Consider the following 17,507-nt stretch of genomic DNA (forward strand, 5'->3'; position numbering starts at 1 on the left):
AGGCCGCGACGAAGACGAACGCGCTTACTCGTCACATCGCAATGCTCACGCCCAGCCGCAGCGTGCGCGGCGCGCCCGGGAACAGGTAGACGTGGCTGAACTGGTAGGGCGACTCCTTCCAGTAGCGGCGATCGAACAGGTTGTCGACGGCCAGCGTCCAGCTCGTGGCCATGCCGGCCAGCTTGGTGTCGTAGCGCAGCACCGCATCGAGGCGCGTCCACGACGGCAGCCGGATCGAGCCGTCGGGCAGCACGTTGCGGCGGCCTTCGTACGACAGCTGTCCCGCGAGTTCGAGGCCCGGCACCGACGCGAAGCGGTAGCCGGCCTGCGCGCGCAGCACCTGCTTGGGCACGTTGGTGGGCGCCTGTCCGTTGAGCTCAGGCGCGGTCGTGCTGCCGCGCCGCTTGGCGTCGATGAGCGCCACGCTGCCGCCCACGCGCCAGGGGCCGCCCGTCCATTGCGCGCCGGCCTCGAGGCCGCGGTGTACCGCGCGGCCGTCGTTGCGCACCGTGCAGAACTCGCCGCACAGGTCGAGGTTGGTCATCGGGCGCGAGATGTCGAACCACGCGACCTGCCAGTTGAACGCCGCGCCGCCGCCCTTCAGGCCCAGTTCCCACTGGCGCGATTGCAGCGCGGGCAGCGCCTCGCCCGCGTTCGCGTACTGCGAGCTCTTGTTCGGCACCACCTGCGATTCGACGCCCTTGCCCCAGCTCGCGTAGGCGAGCAGTCCGGGCTGGATCGTGTAGCTGGCCGCGATCCACGGCGTGGTGATGCTGTCGTTGTAACCGGTGGGGCGCGAGCCGTCGGTGCGAATGCTGTCGCGCGACAGCCGCGTGTGCCGCGCGCCGATCCAGGTCGTGAAGCGGTCGTTCCAGCGGATCGCGTCCTGCACCGACAGCTCGGTCGAGCGCTCGTTGCGGTTGGTATTCGCGTCGGTCAGCCGCGGGTCGGCCGGCGTCATCGCGGTCGCCCAGATGTTGCCGGTGCCGACGTAGTTGTAGGCCTGGTCCTGGAAGCGGTTGCGCACGCGGCTTTGCAGCAGGCCGAAGCCCAGCTCGTGCCGCACGCTGCCCGTCATCACGTTGCCCTTGAGGTTGAGGCTGCCCGCGGTCTGCGTGCGGCGCTCGTTCTCGCTGCGGAAGTCGTACACGTCGAAGGTGCCGTCAGAGCAATAGCGGTCGTAGTTGCCTTCGGCGCCGCAGCCGAAGGCGTAGGCCAGCCGGTCGTCGGTCTTCAGGCGCTGCTGGCCGATCTGCGCGCTCCAGCGCCAGTCGGCATTCAGTGCCTGGCTAAAGCGCACCGTGCCGGTCAGCGCCTTGAACACCGAGGGCTGCGACCACGGCTGGTTGTTGAGGTTGATGCGCGGATCGACCGGCCTGGGCAGCGTGTTGCCCAGCAGGCTGTAGCCGTTCTGGCTCGGCTGTGTCTTGCGGCTTTGCTCAACCTCGAATTCGAGCACCGAGTCGCGCGTGATGCGCCAGTCGGCCGCGAGCGAGAAGATGCGGCGGCTGCCGTCGAGGTTGTGCGTGAGCGGGTTGAGCTTTTCGGCGGCCATGTTGAGCCGGTAGCCGAACTGGCGGTTCTCGCCGAAGCGCCCACCGAAGTCGAGTGCGCCGAGCACGCTGCCGCGGCTCGTGGTTTCGAGGCGGACGGTGCGCAGGTCTTGCTCGGTCGGGCGCTTGACCACGTAGTTGACGAGCCCGCCCGGCGCGCTGGTGCCGGCCTGGATGCCGCTGGTGCCGCGCAGGATTTCGATGCGCTCTTTGTTGTCCAGCGGAATCGCCGTCTCGGCGCTGATCGGCAGGCCCTCGCGCCGGTAGTTGAAGCGGTTGTCGAGCACGAAGCCGCGCACCGTGAGGTAGTCCCAGTAGCCGGCCGAGTTGTAGGCGTCGGTGACCGAGGCATCGAACTGCGTCAGGTCGGCGAGGCGGCGTGCGCCGCTGGTGCGCAGCTGCTGGCTGTCGATGATCGTGGCCGACAGCGGCAGCTCGCGCAGCGGCACGTCGCCGAAGCCGCTGATGTCGGCCTGCGGCGCGGCGGCGCCGTCGTTCACGGTGACCTCGGGGAGTGCTTGCGACGGCGATTGCGCATGCGCGCCGCAGGCGCCGAAAGTGAGGAGAGCGGCGGCGAGCGCGCGCGAAAGCGGGGAGTGCGAGAAAAGTCGAGCGTTCATTCTGTGCGTTCAGGGGAAACCGGGGCGGCGTGCATCGCCGCCATCCATTGCGCGGCCGTGGCCTCGGGGTCGTCGGCGGCGACCAGCGCGCGCACCACGGCGACCGAGCCGACGCCGGTGGCGAGCACCTCGGGCAATCGCACGGCATCGACGCCGCCGATGCCCACCTGCGGGTAGCCGCGCAGCAGGCGCGCATACGCCGCGAGCCGCGCCACGCCCTGCGGCGCGGTCGCCATCCGCTTGAGCGTGGTCGGGTAGATGGCGCCCATCGCGATGTAGCTCGGGCTCACCGCGTCGGCGCGCACCATCTCGGCGTAGCCATGGGTGCTCACGCCGAGCCGCAGGCCGGAGGCGCGCAGCTGCTGCAGTTCGTCGGGCGACAGTGCGTCGAGGTCTTCCTGCCCGAGGTGGATGCCGTAGGCGCCCGCCGCGATGGCGACCTGCCAGTGGTCGTTGATGAAGAGCAGCGCACCCGTGCCGCGCACCGCGTCGACCGCGGCCTGCACTTCACGCGCGACGGCGGCTGCGTCGTCCGACTTGAAGCGCAGCTGCACCGTCGGCACACCGGCGCGCGCCATGCGGCCGACCCAGGCGGCATCGGGCAGCACGGCGTAGAGGCCGAGCCGTTCGGGGCAGGGCGGAAAGGCGTCGGCGCGCGCGGTCGGCGGAAACGGGCCCATGCCGAAATCGACCGGCACATCGGGCCATGCCGATGCGTCGAACTGGCTGAGCCGTTCGGTCTGCGCGCGCCATGCATGGGCGAGGCATTCGGCGTCGATCTCGATGAAGCCGAGCGCGGTGCAGGCCTGCTTCGCGCCGCGGTAGATGGCGTCGTCCGACGAAAAGTGCGGTGCGCCGCTCACGGGCGTGGACGTGGCAGCGCCGAAGCGCAGGCCGTGGGACGCGACGATGGCTTGCGCCACGGCGCGGGCGTTGGAGGTGTCGATGGCGGTCATGATGTTCACGGCGCGTGGTGCCAGAAGGGCGTGCCGAGCACGGGCGTGCTGGGCTGCGCGGCGTCCTGCGCGGCCATCGCGCCGGCACGGTAGGCGGTGCGGCCGGCCTGCACCGCGTCGGCAAAGGCGCCGGCCATCGCGACCGGCTCTTGCGCGAGCGCGACGGCGGTGTTGAGCAGCACGCCGTCGTAGCCCCACTCCATCACCTGGCACGCATGCGAGGGCAGGCCGAGGCCCGCGTCGACCAGCATCGGCACCTTCAGGCGCTCGCGCAGCAGGCGCAGCGCATACGGGTTGACCGGCCCGCGTCCGGTGCCGATGGGCGCGGCCCAGGGCATCACGGCCTGGCAGCCGACATCGACGAGGCGCTGGCACAGCACGAGGTCTTCGGTGCAGTAGGGCAGCACGTGGAAGCCATCGCGGATCAGCTGCGACGCCGCATCGACGAGGTTCAGCGTGTCGGGCTGCAGCGTGTAGTCGTCGCCGATGAGCTCGAGCTTGATCCACGGCGTGTCGAACAGCTCGCGCGCCATCTGCGCGGTGGCGACCACCTCTTGCACGCTGTGGCAGCCGGCGGTGTTGGGCAGCACCGGCACGTCCAGCTTGCGCAGCAGCTCCCAGAAGCCGTTGCCGAGGTCGCTGTTGCCGGAGCCCTGGGTGGCCGTCTGACGGCGCAGCGAAGCGGTCAGCATCGCGGGCTTGGCACGCCGCACAGCCGCCTCGAGCACGTCGGGCGACGGGTAGCGCGCGGTGCCCAGCAGCAGGCGGCTGTGGAAGGTCTGGCCGTAGAGGACCAGGGGATCGGGGTTGGTCATGGGTGTCGTCTCCATCGTCTTGTCTCTGTGCGTTCGTTCAGCCGCCGGTCACCGGGCGGATCACCTCGACGCGGTCGTCGGCATGCAGCGGGTGCGTGGCATAGGCCGAGCGCGGCACGAACTCGCGGTTCACCGCCACCGCGAAAGGCGGCACGGCCTGCAGCACGGCGAGCGCGTCGGCGAGCAGCGCGCCCTCGGGCAGCGTGCAGGGCTTGTCGTTGATCAGGATGTTCATCGTTGCAAAGGTCGTCGTCATGCGTCGGGCACGCCCATGCCGAAGCCGCGCGCGAGCGTGGAGCGGCCGTGCACCAGCAGCTCCATCGCTGCGTCGAGCAGCGCGGGCGCGATCATGAAACCGTGGCGGTACAGGCCGTTGATCTGCAGCACGCGCGGTTGCGGCTGGCGGATGGCCGGCAGGTTGTCGGGCAGGGTGGGGCGGCATTGCGTCGCGATCTCGACGATGCGCGCCTCGGCAAAACCGCTGTGCACCGCGTAGGCCGCGCTCAACAGCTCGAGCGTGGAGCGCACGCTGGCGGGCGACATGTCGTCCGACTCGATCTCGGTCGCGCCGATCACGAACAGGTGGTCGGGCTTGGGCGCGATGTACAGCGGGTAGCGCGGATGCACGAGGCGCGTGGGGCGCTGCAGCGTGACCTCGGGCGCATGCACGCGGATCACTTCGCCGCGCACGCCGCGCAGTGCGCTCCATTGCGGCTTGGCGCCGAGGCCGCGGCAGTCGATCACCCAGTCGGGCTGGCCCGCCGTGCCGGGCGAAAAGTCGGACGGTGCACGCGGCGATTGCCAATGCAGCGTCACGCGCGCATCGGCTTCCAGCGTGGCGCGCAGCGACGTCAGCAGTGCGCGGTTGTCGAGCTGGCCTTCGCCCGGCAGGTACAGGCCGCGGGCGAAGCGCGTGCCCAGCGAGGGCTCGAGCGCGGCAATGGCGGCGGGCGTGTCGAGCGCCTGCATCGGTGCAAGCTCGGGCACCTGCGCGCCGGTGCGCGTCAGCACGCCCGCGAGCCGCGCAGCTTCGGCGGCGTCCTGCCGGTGCCACAGCACCAGCGTGCCTTCGCGCTGGAAGAACACGGGTTGCGCCAGCGGCGCGAGCAGCTCGGGCCAGCGCGACAGCGCGTGCTGGCCCATGCGCACGACCGACACCGGCGCCACGGCCGATTCGGCCAGCGGCGCGAGCATGGCCGCGGCCACGCGTGCGGCTGCGCCTTCGGCTTCGGGGCTGCCGGCTTCGTAGAGGTCGATCTTGCAGCCGGCCTGCGCGAGCGTGACTGCCATCAGGCGACCCATGAGGCCCGCGCCGAGGATGGCCGCCGATTGAAGTGGCACGCTCATGGTCTTGCTCCTTCCCCCGCTGGGGAAGGCTGGGATGGGGGCAACCAGAGCGCCCGATGGACACGCCGCGTGCCCCACCCCGACCCTCCCCGGAAGGGGCGGAGAAAGAGGTGTGGCGCACTCGCCGATAATTTTCAACATGACCCCCGCACCCACCCAACGCTACGCACGCGTGCTTTCCATCGCCGGCTCCGACAGCGGCGGCGGCGCCGGCATCCAGGCCGACCTCAAGACCTTCGCGGCCCTCGGCTGCTACGGCATGACGGCCATCACCGCGCTCACCGCGCAGAACACGGTGGGTGTTTCTGGCATCCACGGCGTGCCGCCCGACTTCCTGAAGGCGCAGATCCAGGCCGTGGTGGAAGACATCGGCGTCGATGCCGTCAAGCTCGGCATGCTGCACGCGCCCGAGGTCGTCGAGGTGGTGGCCTGGGCCATCGACCGCTACCAGCTGAAGAACGTGGTGCTCGACCCCGTGATGATCGCCACCAGCGGCGACCGCCTGATCGCAGCCGAAACGGTGCAGGTGCTGGTGCGCGAGCTGTTCCCGCGCGCCGTGGTGGTCACACCGAATCTCGACGAAGCCGCCTTGCTGGTCGGCCATGCCATCGGCGGCATCGACGCGCTCGACGGCGCGGCGGACGAACTGCTCGCGCTCGGTGCGAAGGCCGTGCTGCTCAAGGGCGGTCACCTGCCCGGCGACGAAGTGGTCGATGTGCTGCTGGAGCGCGGCGGCGCGCGCAAGCGGCTCGCGTCGCAGCGCATCGTCAGCCGCAACCTGCACGGCACCGGCTGCACGCTCTCGTCGGCCATCGCCGCGCACCTGGCACTGGGCCTGGCGCTGCCCGACGCGGTCGAGCGCGCACGCGCGTACATCCTCGGCGCGATGAGCGCCGGTGCGAATGTGCAGGTCGGTGCGGGCCACGGTCCGCTCAACCACGGCTTTGCGCCAGTGCCGACCCACCGCTTGCCGCTGTCGGCCGGCTGAGCCACGCCAGAACGAAAGTCGCCGCCAGCGTCGGCAGCGCCGAGCCGAACTGCGGCGCCCACTTGGCCAGCGCGTGGTAGGCCGCGATGCCCGCCAACCAGATCAGCGCCGCGCCCCAGTCGATGGTGCGCGTGCCGCCCGCCGACACGGCGCTCCCGCTGCCCAGCCGCCCGAGGATCACGCCGTACAGCGGCACGAACACCGAACTCAGCAGCAGCAGGAAGGGTTCGAGCGTGTGCATCGGCAGCACCAGCGCGAGGCCGATGCACAGCACCGCCAGCAGCAGGCCCCAGCGCTTCACGCTCCAGCGCGGCAGCAGGCTGTGCGTGGACACCGAGCCCGAGTACACGTCGCCATAGGCGTTGTCGAGTTCGTCGATGAGGATCAGGCCCAGCGCCACCAGGCCGCCCTGCGCCAGCAGCAGCGCCATGACGAGGCTGGTGCCCGGCTCGGCCACGCTCACCACCATCACCCCGAGCGCGTAGCACCAGATGTTGGCGAGCGCGTAGCCGATCCAGGTGCCGCTGAACGCGCTGCCCAGTCCACCGCCCGCGCTGCGCTTGCCGTGGCGCGCGTAGTCGGCCACCAGCGGCAGCCACGACACCGGCATCGCAATCACCAGGTCGAGCGCACTGAACATGCCCATGCTGCCGTTGCCCGGCCGCGCCCAGAAGGCGTCGAGGCCTTTGGCGTGCAGCTGCGTCGCGAACTGCCAGCTGAGCCACAGCAGCGACAGCACCACCAGCGGCAGGCCGAAGCGGCTCACGAAGCGGCGCACCAGCGTGACCATCGAGCCCGCGAGCAGCGCCAACAGCACCGCGCCCCACAGCAGCGTGGTCAGCACGCCGCCCCAGGCCGTGCCCAGCGCCGCGCCGAAGGCCTGCTGCCCGATGGCCTGCGTGCCCTCGCGCATGATCACCAGCTCGAAGGTGGTCCAGCCCACCAGCTGCACGATGTTGAGCAGCACCGGCAGCCGCGCGAAGGCGCTGCCGTAGGTGGCGTGCATGAGGCCGGCGCTGGCCAGCCCGGTTTCGCAGCCCAGCCGCGCGGTCCAGGCCAGCAGCCCGGCGCCGAGCAGCGAGCCCAGCACGATGGCCAGCGCCGCGTCGCGCGTGCCCACGGCCGGCACCAGGTAGGCGCCGATCTGCATCACCAGCAGCCCCACGCCGAGGCTGAACCACAGCGAGGCGTGGTCGTGCCAGCCGAAGACGCGCCGGGAGGCGGGCAGGGGTGCGAGCGCTTCGTTGCCGGAAGCGGAACTGTCGTTGTGGTCGTGTGCCATCCGTTTTGCTCCAGTGCAAAAGGTTTGGCAGGTGGGCGAGGCTCCAGTGGCGCAGCCGTCGCGCGAGACAACGCGACAGGCCACCGGACCAGCTTCCCTGCGCGAGGATTACCTCAGTCAGGTTCAAAGGGACTCTCTCAGTCAGCCCCGGAAAAATCCGGTTCGACACCCCTAGCGATGCGCCCCAGCGAACTGCGGCGCGGGCGGATTTTATCCCCGCGCGGCAGAACGCTCCAGACGCATGAAAATCCGCGTCGCGAGGGCGGTTTCAAACGCCCCGGGGAACGACGGCACATGGCAGAAGATTTCAAGCACGCGGAACCGGCGCCGGCGCCACCGGGGAACGCGCCGCGCATTCGCCTGCGGCGCTTCCGCGTCGACGTCGGCACGATCATCTGCGCGGTCGCGCTGCTGCAGTCGCTGCTGCTGGTGGCCTTCGGCTACTGGGGTGCGGAGAAGCTGGTGTCGAAGGTCGGCGAGTCGGCGCACAAGGTCAACCACGATCGGGTCGAAGACAACGTCGTCGCGTTCCTCGCGAAGACCGAGGGGCTGGTGCGCGCCATCGCCCACACGCCCGACCTGCACCCGTCGGGCCACGACGGCGAGCAGACCGCCGAGCTGCTCTGGGCCGCGCTGGAGCAGACGCCCGAGATCGACAGCATCGGCGTGGGCAGCGACGACGGCCACTTCCTGATGGCCATGCGCCACCCCGTGCCGGTGGTTCGCCAGGTGCTGCGCGAGGCCGGCTTCAGCACCGAGACCTGGGAATACAAGTCGCCGCCCGACAGCGACGAAGACGAAGACCCGCGGCGGCGTTACGAGACGACGCGCATCGAGGCCTTTCGCAGCGAAGACGATCCGGTCCACCAGGACTGGTTCACGCAGGCCGACAAGGCGCGGCGGGCCGTGTGGACCGCGCCCTACGTGCTGCCATCGATGAAGGAGCTTGGCGTGAGCCATGCACGGCCGAGCCGGCGGCAGGACGAAGAGGGCGTCACGCAGACGTTCGTGGCCGTCGCCAGTGTGTCGCTCGGGCATCTCTCCAGCCTCGTGCGCCTGTTCGGCGGCACGGGCCACGGCCACAGCGCGCTGCTGAGCGGCGACCACCACGTGATCGCGCGCAGCGACCATCCGCATTCGGTGCGGAAGTTGGAGGACCCCGACGACGGCGTGCTCGGCGCGCTGCATGCGCACATGCTGGCCAGCGGCAGCCGCGGCTGGACGGAAGACATGGCCTTTCCCTTCGTGCACGAGGGCATGCACTACCAGGTGCAAACCTCGCGCATTCCGGCCACCGACTGGCATCTGGTCAGCTGGGAGCCCGGAGAGGCGCTGATGGGCGCGCTGCATCGCAACGTGCTGTGGTCGCTGCTGTTGGTGCTGGCGTTCCTGGCGATCGCACTCTTCATTTCGCTGCGGCTGTCGAAGCTGGTGACCGCGCCCATCGAAAGCCTCGCGCGCACGGCGCGGCGCATCGGGCGGCTTGAGCTGGACGACCTGCCGCGCGAGCCCAGCCGCGTGCTCGAGATCCAGCACCTGAACCAGGCGCTGGACGAGTCCGCGCGCAGCCTGCGGGCGTTTCGCAAGTTCGTGCCGGTGGACGTGATTCGCCAGCTCATCGCCGAAGGGCACGCGCTCGCACCCAACGGTTCGCCGCGACGCGTCACTGCGATGTTCACCGACGTGGAAGGCTTCACCGGCATCTCGGAATCGATGCCGGCCGATGTGCTGATGCGGCAGCTGACCGACTACTTCAACCTCGCGACCCGCGTCTTCGCGCGCCACGGCGGCGTGATCGACAAGTTCATGGGCGACGGCATCATGGTGCTGTGGGGCGCGCCCGCCGACCTGCCCGACGCGGAACATCAGGCCTGCGTGGCGTCGCTCGAACTGCACGCCGAGATGAACGACCTCAACCGCCGGTGGCAGGCGGAAGGCCTGCAGCCCTTTCGCACGCGCATCGGCATCCACACCGGCGTCGTGATCGCGGGCGTGCTCGGCTCGAGCGACCGGCTGTCGTACACCGCGCTGGGCGACGTGATCAACGCGGCGAGCCGCATCGAGGGCATCAACAAGCAGCTGGGGACGCGCACGCTGATGTCCGAGACGACATTCCAGGGGCTGGGCGGGCGGCTGTCCACGCGGCGCATCGAAGAGCTGGTCGAGCTGCGCGGGCGGCAGACGCGGATGGTGCTCTACGAATTGCTAGAGGTCGAGCACCAGCCTGGGTGAGATGGCCCGCGAGCAGCAGGGCAGGAAGCAGTCGTTGGCGGCCTGCTCGGCGGGTGTCAGGTAGAGGTCGTGGTGCGCGACCTCGCCTGCGAGCACGCGCGTGAGGCAGGTGCCGCAGACACCCTGCGCGCACGACACAGGAATCTCGATGCCCTCGGCAGCGAGCGCGTCCAGCACGGTCATCGTCGCGGGGATGTGGACGACGCGGCCCGAGCGGTGCAGTTCGACTTCGAAGCTGCCTTGTCCGTCAGCCGGCGGCGCAGTGCCCGTGAACGACTCGAAGTGCACCTGTGCGTCCGCCCAGTGCAGGGCGCGCGCGGTCGTCCGCACGGCTTCGAGAAAGCCTGCGGGGCCGCAAACGTAGACGTGCCTGCCTGGGGCCGGACTGCCGAGGGCTGAAGCAAGGTCGAGGCGTTGCGCGGGCGGGCCGTCGTCGTGATGAAAGAACACCTGGTCCGCGAACGCGCTCTCTTCAAGCCGCCGCCGGTAGGGCGCGCGCGCCGCCGAGCGGCTGCAGCAGTGCAGCGCGAAGTCGCGCCCCAGCGCGGCCAGCCGCTGCGCCATCGACAGCAGCGGCGTCACGCCGATGCCGCCGGCCAGCAGCAGGCTGTGCGTTGCGCTCTCGTCGAGCGCGAAGAGATTGCGCGGCGGGCTGATCTGCAGCACCGAGCCTTCGTGGACGGCGTCGTGCATCGACCGCGAGCCGCCGCGCGAGGCCGCATCGCGCAGCACGCCGATCTCGTAATGCCCATCGTCCAGAGTCGATGCGTTGCACAGCGAGTACTGGCGCACCAGCCCGCCGGGCAATGCCACGTCGATGTGCGCGCCCGGCGTGAAGGCCGGCAGGCGCTTGCCATCAGCGGGCACCAGCCTGAAGCCGGCCACGCCCTCGGCCTCGACCGTCTTGCGCGCCACCCGCACCGCGATGCCCGCGCCGCCCAGCACGCCATTCATTCCTTGGGCACGAGGAAGTTGCCGGCCTCGAACTGCACGGGCGGTGCCGCGGGGTCGAAGCTCACGCCGGCCGGGTCGCGGCCTTCGCGCACCGCGTCGAGCTGGCGCTGCAGCAGCCGGCGCAGCATCACGATGCCGCGGTCGGACGAGGCCAGGTGCTCTTCCGAATGCGCGGTGATGGCGCCCTGGCTCACCTGCGCCTCGTAGTCGCCGGGGAAGGCGCGGTGCTCGGCCTCGGTCAGCTCTTCCCACAGCTTGCCGTTCAGGCGCGAGCGCATGCGGGAAAGGTCGCCGGGGGTCTTCACGCGGCCCACGGTGTAGATGCGGAAGCTGTGGTCGTCGATGGGCAGCACCCAGCCGATCGACTCGACGCGCCCATACGTGGCCACGCGCGGGTTGGGCACCACGCGCAGTGTCGGCAGCACGGGGCCGGCCACGCGGCGGAAGGTGCGGCCGTCGTCGAGCGTGCGGATCGATGTGATCGTCACGCCGGTCTCGGTGCTCTCGAAACTCACGTCGGGCATCTGGCCCATGAGCGCCACGAACTGCGTGCCGCTGAAGCTGCCGTGCAGCACGGGCACGTGGAAGGGGTCGGCCACGTTCTCGTAGTGCTGCAGCCAGTTGCACGGAATGACCTGCGGCCCGCCGCCGCCGATGCTGTTGCCGTCGGCCTCCAGCGTCTCGCCTTCGTCCATGGTTTCGAGGCAGTCGTAGCGCGGCAGCACGGGTTTCTTGTCGGCCGGGCCGAGGTAGGCCCAGATCAGGCCGTACTGCTCCTGCACCGGGTACCAGGGCTGGCGCACGCGGCCGCGGCTGCGCGCGCCGCCTTCGGGTTCGCAGGGCTGGTCGACGCAGTGGCCCTGCACGTCGAACATCCAGCCGTGGTAGCAGCAGCGGATACCTTCTTCTTCCACGCGCCCGTAGTACAGCGAAGCCCCGCGATGCGCGCAGCGCCAGTGCACGAGGCCCGCGCGACCGCGCTTGTCGCGGAACAGGATCAGGTCTTCGCCCAGCACGCGCATCTGGCGCGGCGTGTCGGTGGCATCGGCGGCCAGGCCGATGGGGTGCCAGTAGCGGCGCAGCAGCTCGCCCATGGGCGTGCCGGCGCCGACCTCGGTCAGCTCGGGCTTGTGGCTCGGCGCCTTGCGGCCGTAGGCGGTACCGGTGTCGAATGAAATGGGTTGCCACTCGGAGGTGGCGGAGGAAGGGACGACGGCGCTCATTCGGGGGTGACTCCTGCGGCCTTGATCAGGTCCGCCACGCGGGGAAAGTCGGCCTTGTAGCCGGCACGGAATTCGGCGGGCGTGCTGCCCAGCGGCTCGAAGCCATAGCCAGCGAGGCGCTCCTGGATGTCGGGCAGCTTCGTGATCTCGCGCAGTGCGAGCGACCATTCGTCGAGCACGGGCTGCGGCGTGCGGGCGGGTGCGTACACGCCGATCCAGCTGTCGAGGTCGAAGCCTGCAAAGCCCTGTTCGGTGAAGGTCGGCACGTTGGGCATCGAGCGCACGCGTTGGCGGCCAGTGATGCCCAGCACCTTGATGCGTCCGGCCTGTGCGAGGCCGCGCGCCGTCGCGGGGTTGGCCCACGCCACGCCCAGTGCCTCGCCGAACATGTCGTTGTGCGCGGCCGCCTCGGCCTTGTAGGGCACGTGCACCAGGTCGACGTGGTTCTGGCGCGCCAGCAGTTCGCCGAACAGGTGCGCGTTGGAGCCGTTGCCCCAGGTGCCGTACGAAACGCCGGGGTGCGCCTTGGCGTAGGCCACGAACTCGCGCACGGTGGAGAAGGGCGCCGAGGCGCGGGCGATGAGCATCGGGCCGCCCGTGGCCAGCTGCGACAGCGGCTCGAAGTCTTTCACCGGGTCATAAGGCAGCTTGGGCTGCAGCACCACGTTGTTGATGTGCGTGAGCGGCAGCGTGAGCAGCACGGTGTAGCCGTCGGGCGCGGCCTTGGCGACGGCGTCGGCCGCGATGGTGCCGCTGGCGCCGGGGCGGGCCTCGACGATCACCGGCTGGTTCCAGCGCGCCTTGAGCTTCTCGGCGTAGACGCGGGCGATGGCGTCCATCGGTCCGCCGGGCGAGCCGAAGGGCACGATGCGCACCACGCGGCTGGGAAAGGGCGCGGGCTGCGCGAAGGCGGGGCCGGCGGCGAGGGCGGCGATGCCGACACCGAGAACGCCAAGCGCGTGGCGGCGTGTGGTGCACGTCTTGTCCGCCACGTATGCCTCGAGCGGCGAGGGTCTGAACCGATTCATCGTGTCTCCAGTCGTGTTGTACTTGTGCGCTGGACGATACGGACAGCCCGCCCCGCGGGCAATTCGAAGCTTTGAATATGAGATATGGCCCAACGTGATATCCGCAGCCTCGACGTCGGCATGCTGCGGACCTTCGATGCCCTGATGCGCGAGCGCAGCGTGTCGCGCGCGGCCACCAGGCTCTTCCTGAGCCAGCCGGCGGTGAGCGCCTCGCTCAACCGGCTGCGCGACACCTTCGACGATCCGCTGTTCACGCGCACGGCCCACGGCGTGGAGCCCACGGCGCGCGCCCATGCGCTGGCCGGCCAGGTCGAGCGCGTGCTGGCCGACCTGTCCGCGATGCTGGAGCCCGGCGAGGGTTTCGAGCCGGCGTCGTCGCAGCGCATCTTTCGCATCTCGGGCAGCGACTACGCCAGCCACCTGCTGCTGCCGACGCTCGCCAACGAACTCGTGGCCTGCGGTTCGCGCATCCGTCTGCACTGGGAGACCAGTTCGTTCCTCACGCTCACCGAGCGCTTGCGCAAGGGCGACTTCGACGTGGCCGTGCTGCCGCGCCTGCAGCCGCCGAGCGATTGCGAATCGGCGCTGCTGTACGAAGACCGCTACGTGGTCGCGGTGCGACGTGGTCACCCGACGCTGGGCGAGGCGGCCACGCTCGATGCCTTCTGCGAGGCACCGCACGTGTTCCTGGGCTACGGCAGCTCGGCGCTGGACGACCTCATCGACCAGGTGCTGGCGCGGCAGGGGCGCACGCGCAGCATGCGCGTGGCGATGACGAGCTTCGGCCAGATCGTCGACCTGCTGGCGCAGACCGACCATGTCGCCGTGCTGCCGCTGCGCGTGGCCGAGCGCTTTCGCGAGTTGCTCGCGGTGCACCCGTTGCCCTTCGAGCTGCCGGGCTACCGCTCGGTCGTGTGCTGGAACCGCCGCTCGAACTCGGATGCGGGCGTGCAGTGGCTGAAGGATGCGCTGCTGCGCATCGCGCTCACTGCGCCGGCTTGAGCCTGCGCGCGAAAGCTTCCAACCCGTCGATCGTGATCTGAATGTGCCGCTCGAAACTGCTGTCGAGCGGCACGGTGGTGCCGTTGTCCCAGCGCAGGATGAAGGCTTGGTTCGCCAGCTGCGGCAAGTGGCGCGCGAGCACCGGATGGTCGAGCGGGCGGATCGTGTGGACGCGCTCGCGCAGCTCTTCGGCCCAGGCCTGCGTGTTGTCGGCGGGCAGCGGCGAGAACTCCATCGTCAGGAAGCCCAGCATCGCGGCGATCACGCAGTTGTAGGCCTCGCGCAGCGGTTCGCCGTCGAAGCCGGCCTCGGTCAGTGCAGAGAGAACGCCTTCGACCAGCTCGGTCGGCAGGCTGCCGTTCGACACCAGCTGCGCCCCGAGCAGCTGCGCCACGTTCGGGTGCTGCCGCACCGCCGCGCGGCAGCGGTGGAACAGCTCGGCGATCCATGCCTGCCAGGCAAGCGTGCCCTTGGGTGGCGTGACCTGCGCCATGACCGTGGCAGCAACCTCGGCCAGCAAGGCTTCGCGCGTGCTGACGTGCCAGTGCACCGTGGCCGGGTACACGCCGAGCTGCGCCGCGATCTCTCGCATGCTGAAGGCGCCGAGGCCGAACGCGTCGATGTGCGCCAGCGCGGCTTCGGCGATGCGCTGCTTCGACAACGCCGCACCGCCGGCGGGGCGACCGGCCGTTCGGGGGCGAGGCTCGGGGGCTTTTTTCTTCATGGATGCGCGCATTGTGCAGCGGGTGAATTGATTGTATAAATATTATTAATTGAGCATCGATCAATTAAGTGCGCTGACCCCAGACGCATGCCAACCCAAAGGATGTCTCCCATGACGACCGTTGCCGATACCGCCATCGACCAGGCCCTTGCCGAGGCCCATCAACGCTTCACCGACGGCAACCCTGAGAGCCTCAGCCGGTTCGAGGCGCAGACGCGCTACATGCCCGGCGCCAACAGCCGCTCGGTGCTGTTCTACGCGCCGTTCCCGCTCACCATCGCGAAGGGCGAGGGCGCCACGCTCTGGGACGCGGACGGCCATCCGTACACCGACTTCATCGCCGAGTACACGGCCGGCGTCTACGGCCACTCGGCGCCCGAGATCCGCGAGGCGGTCATCGAGGCGATGCAGGGCGGCATCAACCTCACGGGCCACAACCTGCTCGAAGGCCGGCTCGCGCAGACGATCTGCGAGCGCTTTCCGCAGGTCGAGCAGCTGCGCTTCACCAACTCGGGCACTGAGGCGAACCTGATGGCGCTCACGGCCGCGCTGCGCTTCACGGGGCGGCGCAAGATCGTCGTGTTCTCCGGCGGCTACCACGGCGGCGTGCTCGGCTTCGGCGACCAGCCGTCGCCGACGACCGTGCCCTTCGATTTCCTCGTGCTCCCCTACAACGACGTGGACACGGCGCGCGCGCAGATCGACGCGCACGGCGCGGGCATCGCCGCTATCCTGGTCGAGCCGATGCAGGGCGCGAGCGGCTGCATCCCGGGCGGGTGCGAGTTTCTGCAGGCGCTGCGCGACGGGGCCACGCGGGTCGGCGCGCTGTTGATCTTCGATGAGGTGATGACCTCGCGGCTGGGGCCGCACGGCCTTGCGAACGGCCTGGGCGTTCGCTCCGACCTCACGACGCTGGGCAAGTACATCGGCGGCGGCATGTCCTTCGGTGCCTTCGGCGGGCGCTCTGACGTGATGGCGCAGTTCGATCCGCGCACCGGCGCGCTCGCGCATTCGGGCACCTTCAACAACAACGTGATGACGATGGCGGCCGGCTATGCAGGCCTCACGCAACTGTTCACGCCGGAGGCGGCGGGCGCGTTGGCCGACCGTGGCGAGGCGATGCGGTCACGGCTCAACGCACTCTGCGAACGCGAAGGCGTCGCGATGCAGTTCACCGGCGTGGGCTCGCTCATGAATGCGCATTTCCTGCGTGTCGAGGTGCGGCGCGTGGCCGACTTGGCGGCGGTGGACGGGCGCTTGCGGCAGCTGCTGTTCTTCCACCTGCTGGCGCAGGGGATCTACACCTCGCCGCGTGGATTTGTCGTGCTCTCGCTGCCGTTGTCGGCGGAGGACATCGACCGCTATGTCGCTGCCGTGGGCAGCTTCATCGAGGCCTACCGGCCGTTGCTGCTCAGCGCGGGGTAGTGCCCGCCACGCCCAGCAGCTCGTGCAGCCGCGTGCTGGTGGTCGTGTACTGCAGCGGGATCGCCTTGCCGGGAAACACCCGCGCCGCGGCACCCCAGGCCGCCAGCGTGGCCTCGTGGAAGCCGCAGACGATGAGCTTCTTCTTGCCGGGGTAGGTGTTGATGTCGCCCACCGCGAACACGCCCGGCTCGCGGGTTTCGTACTTCTCGGTGTCGACCGGCACCTGCTTGCGTTCCAGCTCGAGGCCCCAGTCGGCGATGGGGCCGAGGCGTGGCGAAATGCCCAGGCAGGCGACCAGCGCGTCGAGCGGCAGGTCGACCGTGGTGGCGTCGGGCGTGGTGATCTGCAGTTGCTTGCCGTCGAAGGCGCTCGGCTGTCCGACCCGGAAGGCCAGCTTGCCGTCGGCCACGAGGGCGCGCATCGCGGCCACGTTCGCCTCGTCGGCCTGGAAGCCATCGCGGCGGTGGACCAGCGTGACCTGCCTGGCCAGTGCCGTGAGGGCGATGGCGGTTTCCAGCGCGATGTCGTCGCCGCCATTGACCACGACCGTCTGGCCCGCGAAGCGGTCGAGCGAATCGGGGTGATAGAACAGCGTCGAGCCTTCGAACTGCGCGATGCCGTCGACCGTGATGCGCTTGGGCACGAAGGCGCCGACGCCGGCCGCGATGAACACCGTCTTCGCGAGGAAGGCGCTGCCAGCCGACGTGGTCAGCAGCAAGCGGCCGTCAGCCTCGCGGGCCAGCGTAGAAACCTGCTCGCCGAAGTGGAATTGCGGCTTGAACGGCGCCACCTGCTGCAACAGCGACTGCGCCAGATCGCGCCCGCTGGTGACCGGGGTGCCGGGAATGTCGTAGATCGGCTTGTGGCCGTACAGCGCCACGCACTGGCCGCCCGCGGCGGGCAGCGCATCGACGATGTGGCAGGAAATCTCGAGCAGGCCCAGTTGGAAGGCCTGGAACAGGCCGACCGGACCGGCGCCGATGATCAGCGCGTCGGTCTCGATCGGTGCGGGCGCCTGGCTCAGCGCACCAGCTCCGAGATCTTGCCCGTCTTGTCCTTCCACTCCTCGGCTTCAGGCAGGGCGGGCTTGCGCTTGGTGATGCTCTTCCAGCCGTCGGCCAGGGCCAGTTCGGCGTTGAGCTTGATGAAGGCGAGCTGATCGGCCGGGAGGTCTTCCTCGGCGTATATCGCATTGACCGGGCATTCGGGGATGCAGACAGCGCAGTCGATGCACTCATCCGGGTCGATCACCAGCATGTTGGGACCTTCGCGGAAGCAGTCGACGGGGCAAACGTCCACGCAGTCGGTGTATTTGCAACGGATGCAGGCTTCGGAGACGACGTGGGTCATTTGTCTTG

Annotated in this window: 16 protein-coding genes and 1 riboswitch; of the genes, 4 read left to right on the forward strand and 12 right to left on the reverse strand. The window is 69.8% G+C overall.

The window, feature by feature from the left end:
* Positions 1-31: 31 nt before the first annotated feature.
* Genes GFK26_RS23085 through GFK26_RS23105 form a run of 5 tightly spaced genes read right to left on the reverse strand, consistent with a single transcriptional unit; the run spans position 32 to position 5,291 of the window.
* Entirely contained in the window at positions 32-2,173 is a 2,142-nt protein-coding gene (locus GFK26_RS23085; protein WP_153284027.1) for a TonB-dependent siderophore receptor, read from the reverse strand.
* Positions 2,170-3,129, reverse strand: coding sequence for a thiamine phosphate synthase (gene thiE, locus GFK26_RS23090; RefSeq protein WP_153284028.1), 960 nt, complete (start codon positions 3,127-3,129; stop codon positions 2,170-2,172). Before thiE ends, GFK26_RS23085 begins: the two co-directional genes overlap by 4 nt.
* Positions 3,130-3,134: 5 nt before the next feature.
* Entirely contained in the window at positions 3,135-3,944 is an 810-nt protein-coding gene (locus GFK26_RS23095) for a thiazole synthase (RefSeq protein ID WP_416222510.1), read from the reverse strand.
* 37 nt (positions 3,945-3,981) lie between these two features.
* Complete coding sequence (gene thiS, locus GFK26_RS23100; protein ID WP_062472460.1) at positions 3,982-4,179, reverse strand: sulfur carrier protein ThiS; 198 nt, start codon at positions 4,177-4,179, stop codon at positions 3,982-3,984.
* A 17-nt stretch (positions 4,180-4,196) separates the two neighbouring features.
* Complete coding sequence (locus GFK26_RS23105; protein WP_153284030.1) at positions 4,197-5,291, reverse strand: FAD-dependent oxidoreductase; 1,095 nt, start codon at positions 5,289-5,291, stop codon at positions 4,197-4,199.
* Between the two features lie 139 nt (positions 5,292-5,430).
* Between GFK26_RS23105 and thiD the strand changes: the two genes are divergently transcribed.
* Positions 5,431-6,279, forward strand: coding sequence for a bifunctional hydroxymethylpyrimidine kinase/phosphomethylpyrimidine kinase (thiD, locus tag GFK26_RS23110; protein ID WP_153284031.1), 849 nt, complete (start codon positions 5,431-5,433; stop codon positions 6,277-6,279).
* Here thiD and GFK26_RS23115 read toward each other — a convergent pair.
* Positions 6,224-7,561 carry a purine-cytosine permease family protein gene (locus GFK26_RS23115; RefSeq protein WP_153284032.1) on the reverse strand — a complete coding sequence of 446 codons (1,338 nt, stop codon included), beginning with the start codon at positions 7,559-7,561 and terminating at the stop codon, positions 6,224-6,226. The genes thiD and GFK26_RS23115 overlap by 56 nt on opposite strands.
* Before the next feature lie 77 nt (positions 7,562-7,638).
* A riboswitch (TPP riboswitch) is annotated at positions 7,639-7,744 on the reverse strand.
* Between the two features lie 111 nt (positions 7,745-7,855).
* On the opposite strand from GFK26_RS23115, the gene GFK26_RS23120 reads away from it, so the two are divergent.
* Positions 7,856-9,793, forward strand: coding sequence for an adenylate/guanylate cyclase domain-containing protein (locus tag GFK26_RS23120; protein ID WP_153284033.1), 1,938 nt, complete (start codon positions 7,856-7,858; stop codon positions 9,791-9,793).
* Here GFK26_RS23120 and GFK26_RS23125 read toward each other — a convergent pair.
* From GFK26_RS23125 to GFK26_RS23135, 3 genes are read right to left on the reverse strand one after another with little or no spacing between them, the layout of a single operon-like run.
* The gene (locus tag GFK26_RS23125) at positions 9,767-10,747 is read right to left on the reverse strand and encodes a PDR/VanB family oxidoreductase (protein ID WP_153284034.1); all 981 of its coding nucleotides are present in this window, start codon (positions 10,745-10,747) and stop codon (positions 9,767-9,769) included. The two genes, GFK26_RS23120 and GFK26_RS23125, sit on opposite strands and share 27 nt — an antisense overlap.
* Positions 10,744-11,970, reverse strand: coding sequence for an aromatic ring-hydroxylating dioxygenase subunit alpha (locus GFK26_RS23130; RefSeq protein WP_153284035.1), 1,227 nt, complete (start codon positions 11,968-11,970; stop codon positions 10,744-10,746). The genes GFK26_RS23125 and GFK26_RS23130 overlap by 4 nt, the downstream gene beginning before the upstream one ends.
* Positions 11,967-12,998, reverse strand: coding sequence for a Bug family tripartite tricarboxylate transporter substrate binding protein (locus GFK26_RS23135; protein ID WP_153284036.1), 1,032 nt, complete (start codon positions 12,996-12,998; stop codon positions 11,967-11,969). Before GFK26_RS23135 ends, GFK26_RS23130 begins: the two co-directional genes overlap by 4 nt.
* A gap of 84 nt (positions 12,999-13,082) precedes the next feature.
* Between GFK26_RS23135 and GFK26_RS23140 the strand changes: the two genes are divergently transcribed.
* Positions 13,083-14,000 carry a LysR family transcriptional regulator gene (locus GFK26_RS23140; RefSeq protein ID WP_153284037.1) on the forward strand — a complete coding sequence of 306 codons (918 nt, stop codon included), beginning with the start codon at positions 13,083-13,085 and terminating at the stop codon, positions 13,998-14,000.
* Here the strand turns inward: GFK26_RS23140 and GFK26_RS23145 are convergent.
* Complete coding sequence (locus GFK26_RS23145; protein ID WP_153284038.1) at positions 13,984-14,724, reverse strand: TetR/AcrR family transcriptional regulator; 741 nt, start codon at positions 14,722-14,724, stop codon at positions 13,984-13,986. The two genes, GFK26_RS23140 and GFK26_RS23145, sit on opposite strands and share 17 nt — an antisense overlap.
* 111 nt (positions 14,725-14,835) lie before the next feature.
* On the opposite strand from GFK26_RS23145, the gene GFK26_RS23150 reads away from it, so the two are divergent.
* Positions 14,836-16,149 (forward strand): aspartate aminotransferase family protein, encoded by a 1,314-nt coding sequence (locus GFK26_RS23150; RefSeq protein ID WP_153284039.1) that lies wholly within the window; start codon positions 14,836-14,838, stop codon positions 16,147-16,149.
* On the opposite strand, the gene GFK26_RS23155 is transcribed toward GFK26_RS23150, so the two are convergent.
* The gene (locus tag GFK26_RS23155) at positions 16,136-17,212 is read right to left on the reverse strand and encodes an NAD(P)/FAD-dependent oxidoreductase (RefSeq protein ID WP_153284040.1); all 1,077 of its coding nucleotides are present in this window, start codon (positions 17,210-17,212) and stop codon (positions 16,136-16,138) included. The two genes, GFK26_RS23150 and GFK26_RS23155, sit on opposite strands and share 14 nt — an antisense overlap.
* Entirely contained in the window at positions 17,170-17,499 is a 330-nt protein-coding gene (gene fdxA, locus GFK26_RS23160; protein ID WP_056580277.1) for a ferredoxin FdxA, read from the reverse strand. The genes GFK26_RS23155 and fdxA overlap by 43 nt, the downstream gene beginning before the upstream one ends.
* Between the last annotated feature and the right edge of the window lie 8 nt (positions 17,500-17,507).

The organism is Variovorax paradoxus (genome assembly GCF_009498455.1).
GTDB classification, from domain to species: Bacteria; Pseudomonadota; Gammaproteobacteria; order Burkholderiales; family Burkholderiaceae_C; genus Variovorax; species Variovorax paradoxus_H.